Origin of the sequence: Staphylococcus intermedius NCTC 11048 (assembly GCF_002902385.1) — a bacterium.
GTDB classification, from domain to species: Bacteria; Bacillota; Bacilli; order Staphylococcales; family Staphylococcaceae; genus Staphylococcus; species Staphylococcus intermedius.
The window spans coordinates 1-8519 of sequence record NZ_PPQH01000070.1; the positions used below are offsets into that span (position 1 = coordinate 1).

At 37.2% G+C, this 8519-nt stretch carries 7 protein-coding genes and 12 tRNA genes; all 19 read right to left on the bottom strand.

The window, feature by feature from the left end; translation table 11 throughout:
• Positions 1-722 precede the first annotated feature (722 nt).
• A complete protein-coding gene (locus tag CD138_RS14300) occupies positions 723-884 on the bottom strand; it encodes an SAS053 family DNA gyrase inhibitor (protein WP_019168000.1) in 162 nt (53 codons plus the stop codon).
• Between the two features lie 20 nt (positions 885-904).
• A complete protein-coding gene (locus CD138_RS11980) occupies positions 905-1504 on the bottom strand; it encodes a 6-phosphogluconolactonase (protein WP_019167999.1) in 600 nt (199 codons plus the stop codon).
• A 192-nt stretch (positions 1505-1696) separates the two neighbouring features.
• Positions 1697-2167, bottom strand: coding sequence for a tRNA (uridine(34)/cytosine(34)/5-carboxymethylaminomethyluridine(34)-2'-O)-methyltransferase TrmL (gene trmL, locus CD138_RS11985; protein ID WP_019167998.1), 471 nt, complete (start codon positions 2165-2167; stop codon positions 1697-1699).
• Positions 2167-3297: a tRNA epoxyqueuosine(34) reductase QueG gene (gene queG / locus CD138_RS11990; protein WP_019167997.1), complete on the bottom strand. Its 1131-nt coding sequence runs from the start codon at positions 3295-3297 to the stop codon at positions 2167-2169. Before queG ends, trmL begins: the two co-directional genes overlap by 1 nt.
• Positions 3298-3455: 158 nt before the next feature.
• Complete coding sequence (locus tag CD138_RS11995; protein ID WP_019167996.1) at positions 3456-4181, bottom strand: amino acid ABC transporter ATP-binding protein; 726 nt, start codon at positions 4179-4181, stop codon at positions 3456-3458.
• Positions 4174-5634 carry an ABC transporter substrate-binding protein/permease gene (locus CD138_RS12000; RefSeq protein ID WP_019167995.1) on the bottom strand — a complete coding sequence of 487 codons (1461 nt, stop codon included), beginning with the start codon at positions 5632-5634 and terminating at the stop codon, positions 4174-4176. The genes CD138_RS11995 and CD138_RS12000 overlap by 8 nt, the downstream gene beginning before the upstream one ends.
• Positions 5635-5798: 164 nt before the next feature.
• Entirely contained in the window at positions 5799-6857 is a 1059-nt protein-coding gene (locus CD138_RS12005; protein WP_019167994.1) for a PTS sugar transporter subunit IIC, read from the bottom strand.
• 517 nt (positions 6858-7374) lie between these two features.
• Positions 7375-7458, bottom strand: a tRNA-Leu gene (locus CD138_RS12010).
• Positions 7459-7493: 35 nt separating this feature from the next.
• Positions 7494-7568, bottom strand: a tRNA-Gly gene (locus CD138_RS12015).
• A gap of 14 nt (positions 7569-7582) precedes the next feature.
• Positions 7583-7657, bottom strand: a tRNA-Cys gene (locus CD138_RS12020).
• Between the two features lie 8 nt (positions 7658-7665).
• A tRNA-Gln gene (locus tag CD138_RS12025) sits at positions 7666-7737 on the bottom strand.
• Between the two features lie 16 nt (positions 7738-7753).
• Positions 7754-7826, bottom strand: a tRNA-His gene (locus CD138_RS12030).
• A 2-nt stretch (positions 7827-7828) separates the two neighbouring features.
• A tRNA-Trp gene (locus tag CD138_RS12035) sits at positions 7829-7902 on the bottom strand.
• A gap of 7 nt (positions 7903-7909) precedes the next feature.
• Positions 7910-7993 (bottom strand) — tRNA-Tyr (locus CD138_RS12040).
• Between the two features lie 11 nt (positions 7994-8004).
• Positions 8005-8080, bottom strand: a tRNA-Thr gene (locus tag CD138_RS12045).
• Between the two features lie 8 nt (positions 8081-8088).
• Positions 8089-8161, bottom strand: a tRNA-Phe gene (locus CD138_RS12050).
• 10 nt (positions 8162-8171) lie between these two features.
• Positions 8172-8248 (bottom strand) — tRNA-Asp (locus CD138_RS12055).
• Between the two features lie 11 nt (positions 8249-8259).
• Positions 8260-8333 (bottom strand) — tRNA-Met (locus CD138_RS12060).
• Between the two features lie 109 nt (positions 8334-8442).
• Positions 8443-8514 (bottom strand) — tRNA-Glu (locus CD138_RS12065).
• Between the last annotated feature and the right edge of the window lie 5 nt (positions 8515-8519).

The following is an 8519-nucleotide window of genomic DNA, read 5'->3' on the forward strand; positions in this document are numbered from 1 at the left end:
GTGAATAAGAATCATTCCTATATAAAAGTTCAATAAAACAACTTCTAAACAAAGATTGACCAAGGTACGATGATATAATTTAGAAAATAAAAAAGCAGGAAAAAGCATCATTAAACTGAAACTTTCCTACTTTTTTGAACGGCAATTTACATCCATTTCTATTTTCTTAAATTTAGGATGGGAATCAATTGATAAAATAGCCAAAAGTTTTGATTATTTAATTCAACAAGTCCTAATCATCACTAAAATTGCATAAATTAATAAACTTCTAAATTATTCTAGTTAATAATAATTTAAAATAATGCCTTCTTAATTTTGACTACTATTACGATTTACCACCTTTGATATCTCAACTTACTACGCCAAAACTCAAATAGAATCAACGAAAATACAATTTTCAATATATCTAGTATTTTCTTTTTTTATTTTTACTTTTTATTTTCTTTTCTAGTGCAACATAAGATATTAAACCACATACACTAAAAATTATGGCTATTGAATAGCATGAATAGAAATGAAATTTGATATTTAAAACTATCATAAGCAATAAACAAATTATAAATACACCTAACCATATGAGTCTTTCTTTCATTATAAATACACCCTTTAACTAACCGCATATAAATACACATTTAGCACATTAGTATCACTTTAGATGTATTCTATCAGAGATATGAGGATAAATAAATATCCAAATTAGATTCAGTTTTTAGTTTATTCCTTTATTTCGTTTCTTTATCTGAACGTACCTTTGAATCATGCGATTGATTGACTTTCTCTTCATCGTTCGCTTGAGAAATTTGTTCCATTTCTTTTCCAAGCTCAACGACATCATCAAAACTATCAACCATTTCATTGTCATAATGCTTTTGTTCTTCTTTCATTATGCCCTTCACCTCTTCTCTTATGCGTATAATGAAGTAAAGTAATTACGTACATCTTCAGGCAAACCTTGCGCAGCCGCTTCATCAAGGACTACTGTGACCATACGATGTGTTTTTAATGTTGAAGGAATAAAGTTCGTATTCCCATTTTCTTCATATAATTTTTTCACTTGTTCCGCTTTCGCCGCACCTGTCACAACAACAATAATTTCACGTGCTGGTAATAAAGCGTCATTCATCGGGATACCCATTTGACCTTCTGTATCAATTGTCACTACTTGTAATGTCAATTTACCTTTGTTATCTTTCGTTTTTGCATGATGTTTAATAAACTCTTCCACTTTTTCATCATCTGGTACGTTGTGGATTTGTTTTTCTGGAACACCTAATGCTTGATAATAAGCTTTTTGCGCATCATAATCCAAAATATGAATTTGGCTAAAATCAACGCTATGGCGATCAACGTCTTTTTTCAATGCATCTAATACAGGTGCTTCTTCTTGATTTAAATGAAGGCCTACAATGGATGTAGGATTGTTATTCAACTGTTTTCTTAAGATATCCGCTGTGAAAGTTGCTGCTGTTTCTGCATCTTTAAATACTTTAAAATTCATTGCCATTATCGTACACTCCTCTATTGTCCTACTCGTCTTTTACATTAATAATTACATACCCATTTTAAACATCAATTAAAACATTAAAAAATGAGGCTCATGCGGAAGGTTCTCCATTATCATCATTATAACCTTTTTTTAATATTTGTTCTTGTCCAAACTTCAAACCATGAACAAAGCTGTCAAATCAGTCCATGCTTATTGTAAATTTGGATAATTTTGTTGTCGTAATGCCTCATAAATAAGTATAGCTGCAGTATTAGATAAGTTTAATGCACGTACATTCTCATTCATTGGAATACGTAATGCTGTGTTTTCATACTGATCTTTAACCCAATCTGGTAAACCTGTCGTTTCTTTCCCAAAAATAAAGTAATAATTTTGGTCGACATCCGAAAAATCTTGAGACGTATGATTTTTTGAACCAAATTTGGTAAGTAAGAAATATTGTCCTTCCGTTTGTTCGAAAAATGATTCAATATTATCGTAATATGTAATCGATACATATTTCCAATAGTCTAAACCGGCACGTCTTAGCATTTTATCATCTGTACTAAAGCCAAGTGGACGTATTAAATGTAAATGTGTGTCCGTCGCTGCACATGTGCGTGCAATATTCCCTGTATTCGCAGGAATTTCTGGTTGATATAAAACTACATGAATTGGCATTATTCATCTCTCCTCATTTCTAATCCTTTAATCATCTCGACTTGGACTTCTTCAAGTTCATTGTCATAATGTGACATGATATAATCTTTCGCTTTATTACCTAAAATTTGACCAATCGCCCAAAATGCCGTCGCACGAATCATCGGTCTTGGGTCTGTTTCAGCCACATCTTTTAAGTCAGGTATTGCTGTTTCTTCTTTAAAGTGCGCCAGTGCAAGTATTGCATTACGTTGAATTGGCTTTTTCCCTCTCCATACACCTGCAAGATGACCAAATGTATTTTTAAACGTTTTATTATTCATTTTTAACAATGGCACTAAGCGTGGTTTTAAAATTTCTGGCTCTAGATGTATGTCGTCTTGTTCAGTATTGATTCCACGACTTTTCGGACACACTTGTTGGCACGTATCACAACCATATAGACGATTACCGATTTTATATCGATATTGATCCGGCATGTAGCCTTTTGTTTGCGTTAAAAAGCTAATACATTTTTGGCTGTTCAATTGCCCATTTCCGACAAGTGCGCCAGTAGGACAACGATCGACACAAATCGTGCAATCACCACAACTATCGAGGAGTGGATCATCTGGTGGAAACGGGATACTGACTAACATTTCACCTAAATACGACCACGTGCCTAAATCAGGATTAATGACAAAGCCGTTGCGTCCTACAAATCCAAGTCCCGCCCGTTCAGCAACAGCACGGTCAGAGAGCACACCGGTGTCCACCATGGACATGAGCTCTACGTCTGGTACTTTACTTTGAATGAATGCTGCCAAATCATCCAAACGTCGTCGCATAATCGAATGGTAATCTTGTCCCCATGATGCACGTGCAAACATGCCTCGACGATCGCCACGTACACTTTTAGGAGCCCCTTTTAATTTGTTCGGGTATCCAACAGCAATCGCGATAATTGAACGTGCAGTCGGTAAGGATAATTTCGGTTCTGTGCGTAAAGCGATATCAGACGGTTCAAAACCTGACGCATACCCTTTTGCGTGATAATCGACAAGTTTTTGTTTCAATTCATCAAAAGGATCGGTCGTTGTAAAACCAATACTATTGATACCTATTGTATGTGCATAATCAATAATCTCTTGTTTTAATGCCCGTACATCCATCATGTCACCTCTTTAAAATCACCATACTATTTTAACATATCTGACTGTGATTGCGTGGAATTATTCCATTGAAGATGAGATTGGCAAATTCAATATTGCATAGTTTCATTAAAAAAGAGCCGGAATCATTTAAATTCCAAGCTCTTAGTCATTTATATTTAGTTTAGCACACGCTTCAAGAAGTTTTGAGTCCGTTCATGTTGCGGATTTTCAAATATTTCTTGAGGTGGCCCATCTTCAACCACAACGCCATCTGCCATAAAAACCACACGATCACTTACATTTTTCGCAAAATCCATTTCATGTGTCACGACGACCATTGTCATCCCTTCTTTAGCGAGTGACTTCATAACGGCTAATACTTCACCTACTACTTCAGGGTCTAATGCTGATGTCGGTTCGTCAAATAGTAACACGTCCGGATCCATCGCTAATGCACGTGCAATCGCAACCCTTTGCTTTTGTCCACCCGACAATTGATTCGGATAGGCATCGGCTTTTTCTGCCAAACCAACTTTCGATAATAAATCAAGTGCACGTGTTTTTAATTGCTGTGAGTCCCCTTTTTTCAATAATTGAGGGGCTAACATAATGTTATCAATGACCTTTTTATGCGGGAATAAGTTGAAGTTTTGAAATACCATGCCCATTTTCTGACGTAATTCATCAACTTTAGTGCCCTTATCTGTTAAGTCACGCCCTTCAAAAATCACTTGCCCCGACGTTGGCACTTCTAATAAATTCATACATCTGAGTAGTGTACTTTTTCCGCTTCCAGAAGGACCAATGATTGCAACAACTTCACCTTGTGCAATGTCTAAATCAATACCTGTTAACACTTCATTTTGACCAAACGATTTATTTAACTTTGAAATTTTAATCACTGATACTCATTCTCCCTTCTAAAAAGCTCATTAAACGTGAGAGCGTGAATGTTAAGATAAAGTACAATATAGCGGCTATTAATAAAGGAGTGAATGGATCAAATGACGCCCCTTGTACCACTTGCGCATTAAACATAATTTCACTCACACCGATGACAGACACTATAGATGATTCTTTAATAACCGTCACGAATTCATTCCCTAATGCAGGTAGAATCTTCTTAATCGCTTGAGGCATAATGACGGATTTCATCGTTTGACTATAGCTTAAACCTAAACTACGTGCTGCCTCCATTTGACCTTTATCTACAGCATTAATCCCTGCACGAATAATTTCAGCGATGTATGCCGAACAGTTGATGACTAATGCGATAGCCCCACAAATAAATGCTGAAATATCAAGGCCTAACACTGCCGTCGTACCAAAGAAGACTAAAAAGACTTGTACTAACAGCGGTGTACCACGTAAAAACTCAATATAAGCAGAGGCAAACCATCTTAACGGTCGAATCGTACTAATTTTCATTAAAGCAAATATTGAACCAAATACGGCGCCTAAAACAACCCCGATTAATGAAATGACAATCGTACTTTTAATCCCTGTTAAGAAAAACGCGCCATATTTTGTTAGAAAGCTGCCATCATCTTGCATTGCATCAGCAGCAATTTTTTCATATTTCGCTATCAAATTGTTATCATTGACATCTGCAATAGATTGATTCACACGTTTCATTAATTTTGGCGAATCTTTCGGAATCGCAATGGCAGTTGGTTTTTTAGAATCAGCAAATGATGCATCTGAGAAAGTTAATTCTTCATTTTGTGCTAAATATGCCTTACCTACAGCACTATCCATCACAATCGCATCTACCTTATTACTTTTAAGAGACAAAATGACTTCAGGCAAACGTGTGAGCGATTGTACATCCGCTCCTTCAATTTCCTTTTGTGCTAATTCTTCTTGTGTCGTTTGCTTTTGAGCCCCAATACGATGATGTGCCAAATCTTTTAATGTTTGATATTTATCTTTATCTTTTTTACGAACAACGACTTTCTGATCTACCGTCATATAGTTGTCGGAAAAATCCACTTCTTTTTTACGCTCAGCAGTTGGAGTCATCCCAGAAATAATCATATCTATCTTTCCAGTTTTTAATGCCCCTAGTAAACTATCAAATTGCATGTTGACGATTTTCAATTCAACACCCTGATCTTTAGCAATCTTTTTAGCTAATTCAATATCGATACCTGCATATTCTCGCTCACCATTCACCGTTCTTTCAAACTCCATTGGTGCATAGTCAGCAGATAACCCCACTCTTAATTCTCCACGTTCCTTGATGATATCCCACTGATCTTCATTTGCAGCTTGGGCATCATGCTTTACGGGAAATCCTGAAATACAAAATACAACAATTAACATCATCGTCATTATTTTCCCCAAATACTTCATTACATTGCCTCCTTCCGATAATATTGATTATTATACATTTATATGTAAGTTTATGCAATAAGATTTTCAAAATTTTTTCATAAGATTTATCATTAGAAAAAAACATCAAACAACGTTGGTTGTATCGTTGTTTGATGTTTGCTTCACAATGTAATGACGCATCTTTAATCTTTTAGTACTTCAAAATGATAAATGTCATCTCGATAGCCTGGTAACAGTTTTTTACTTAATTGATGTACAAACCAACCCACTGTAAAAGGAATCACGAAATAGGCGATCAATAATAAGACAATATTCATCATTGGATCCCCTTCTAAACGGTTAAACGCATTAATAGGTCCAACGAGTCCTGAGTAGCCAAAACCTGCTGACATCGGAGTCCCTTGTATACCAACAAAATAGGCAATTAAACCTGCTACGAAACCGTTAATAATCAATGGAATGATAATAATAGGATGCTTGAAATATACAGGAATCATCATTTTAGCAGCACCAAATAATAACACGAGATTGACCCCAAGCTTATTCACCTTAATCGAACCCATTAAAAAAGTAACACAAGCCGCTACAACACCCATATTGCCAGCACCACTTCCTAAACCTGTTAAGGATATCGCAGTGGCTATTGCTACAAGTGAAATCGGTGTCACCATTAATAATGCGTATGTTATCGCAATTAAAAGGCTCATCAGTAACGGATTAAGCTCTGTAAACGTATGAATTAAATGACCTAAAGATTGTGTCACTTTACTTACATAAGGTAATGTCATAAGACCAATCATTCCAGCAGTCACAGGAATTAAAGCAGGTAATATGATAATTTCTAATGAACCTAATTTACCTGATAATAAAATAAACATTAAGCATGCTATCATAACAATCAACATAATGTTAATGATATCCCCTATACCATGTAAAACAAACGCCCCATTTTTAAACTGTAAAGCACCTGAACCGACCATTGCAGAAGTTCCTACAAATGTCACGCCCGGACCAGGAAATTTAAATGCATGTGCTGCAAGTGCGCCAATAATAAATGCCATAAAAGATTGGATAACCAAAACAACTTGATAGATCATTTCAAGAATGGGTTGACCGTCTTTAAAAAATTTCAGCAATTCACCTAAAAAGGCATTAGGAAGTAAAGCAATTACAACACCAGCCCCTACGGCATTTAATATGACGCTAAAAAATTGCTTGCTGTTAATTTGATTTGTCGCCATCTACGCAACCCTCCGCTTATAAGAATAGGTTAATCATAATATAAGTGAACTTATGGCACAATAGTATTCTGAAAATTTCTTAAAATATTCATCAATACTTTAAAGTGTTATGAATAGTAAATGGATTTTAGTAGAAAATTAGAGAAGAATCAACTGTCTTTGTATGAGAGAGATAGTGAAATTTGCAATGACTATTTTCTTTAAACTTTGATTACACAAAGGCTAAAATAGTGAAATAATCAATGCTTATTGCCGTATAGTATTCATGGTTAGAAAAACATGTTCCATTTATTGATGTGACTCAATGATAGAATACATAAAAGATCAGAGGCTCAAACATGCGCTTAATAATATTCACTATGAATAACATGCAAAGATGTGACACGTGCCACACACCATGGCATTATCGTGCCATTTTCGTGCCACTTTTTCTGACGTTCTATGGTGTATAAATAAAAAGAAACCCTGTAATAACAGGGTTTCTGATGTGCTATGATGTGTAATTAATGGTTATTGATACCGGTGGTCGGGGTCGAACCGACACGTCTGTGAAGACACGGGATTTTGAGTCCCGCGCGTCTGCCAATTCCGCCACACCGGCATAATACAAAAAAATCCAATATGTTATTGGAAAAATGGAGCGGAAGATAGGACTTACACCTATACCTCTTTCCGGGAAGGAAAGTGTTCTAAAAGTTGAACTACTCCCGCATAGATCATATCAATGGAGGCGGCAACCGGATTTGAACCGGTGAATAGAGGTTTTGCAGACCTCGGCCTTACCACTTGGCTATGCCGCCAAAAGTAACTGGGCTAGCTGGATTCGAACCAGCGAGTGACGGAGTCAAAGTCCGTTGCCTTACCGCTTGGCTATAGCCCATTAATTTTAAATAAAGGGCGGCTGATGGGAATCGAACCCACGAGTGTCGGAACCACAATCCGATGCGTTAACCACTTCGCCACAGCCGCCATGGCAGGGGCAGTAGGAATCGAACCCACATCAAAGGTTTTGGAGACCTCTATTCTACCGTTGAACTATGCCCCTATTGATATGGTGGAGGGGGGCAGATTCGAACTGCCGAACCCGAAGGAGCGGATTTACAGTCCGCCGCGTTTAGCCACTTCGCTACCCCTCCAATCCAAGACATGGTGCCGGCCAGAGGACTTGAACCCCCAACCTACTGATTACAAGTCAGTTGCTCTACCAATTGAGCTAGGCCGGCAAAAAAAGTGGTTCAGGACGGAATCGAACCGCCGACACAAGGATTTTCAGTCCTTTGCTCTACCGACTGAGCTACTGAACCATTTTAATAATGGCGGTCCCGACGGGAATCGAACCCGCGATCTCCTGCGTGACAGGCAGGCGTGTTAAACCGCTCCACTACGGGACCACTTATAAAAATTGCGGGAGGCGGATTTGAACCACCGACCTTCGGGTTATGAGCCCGACGAGCTACCGAACTGCTCCATCCCGCGATAATAATATTTGTGAATCACTTACTTAATTATCATAACAAACTATCAATCTACTGTCAACAATTTTTTAATTTTTTTAAAATAAAAATTAAAAAATTAAAAATTGTGATGACTCCTACGGGACTCGAACCCGTGTTACCGCCGTGAAAGGGCGGTGTCTTAACCGCTTGACCAAGGAGCCAAATC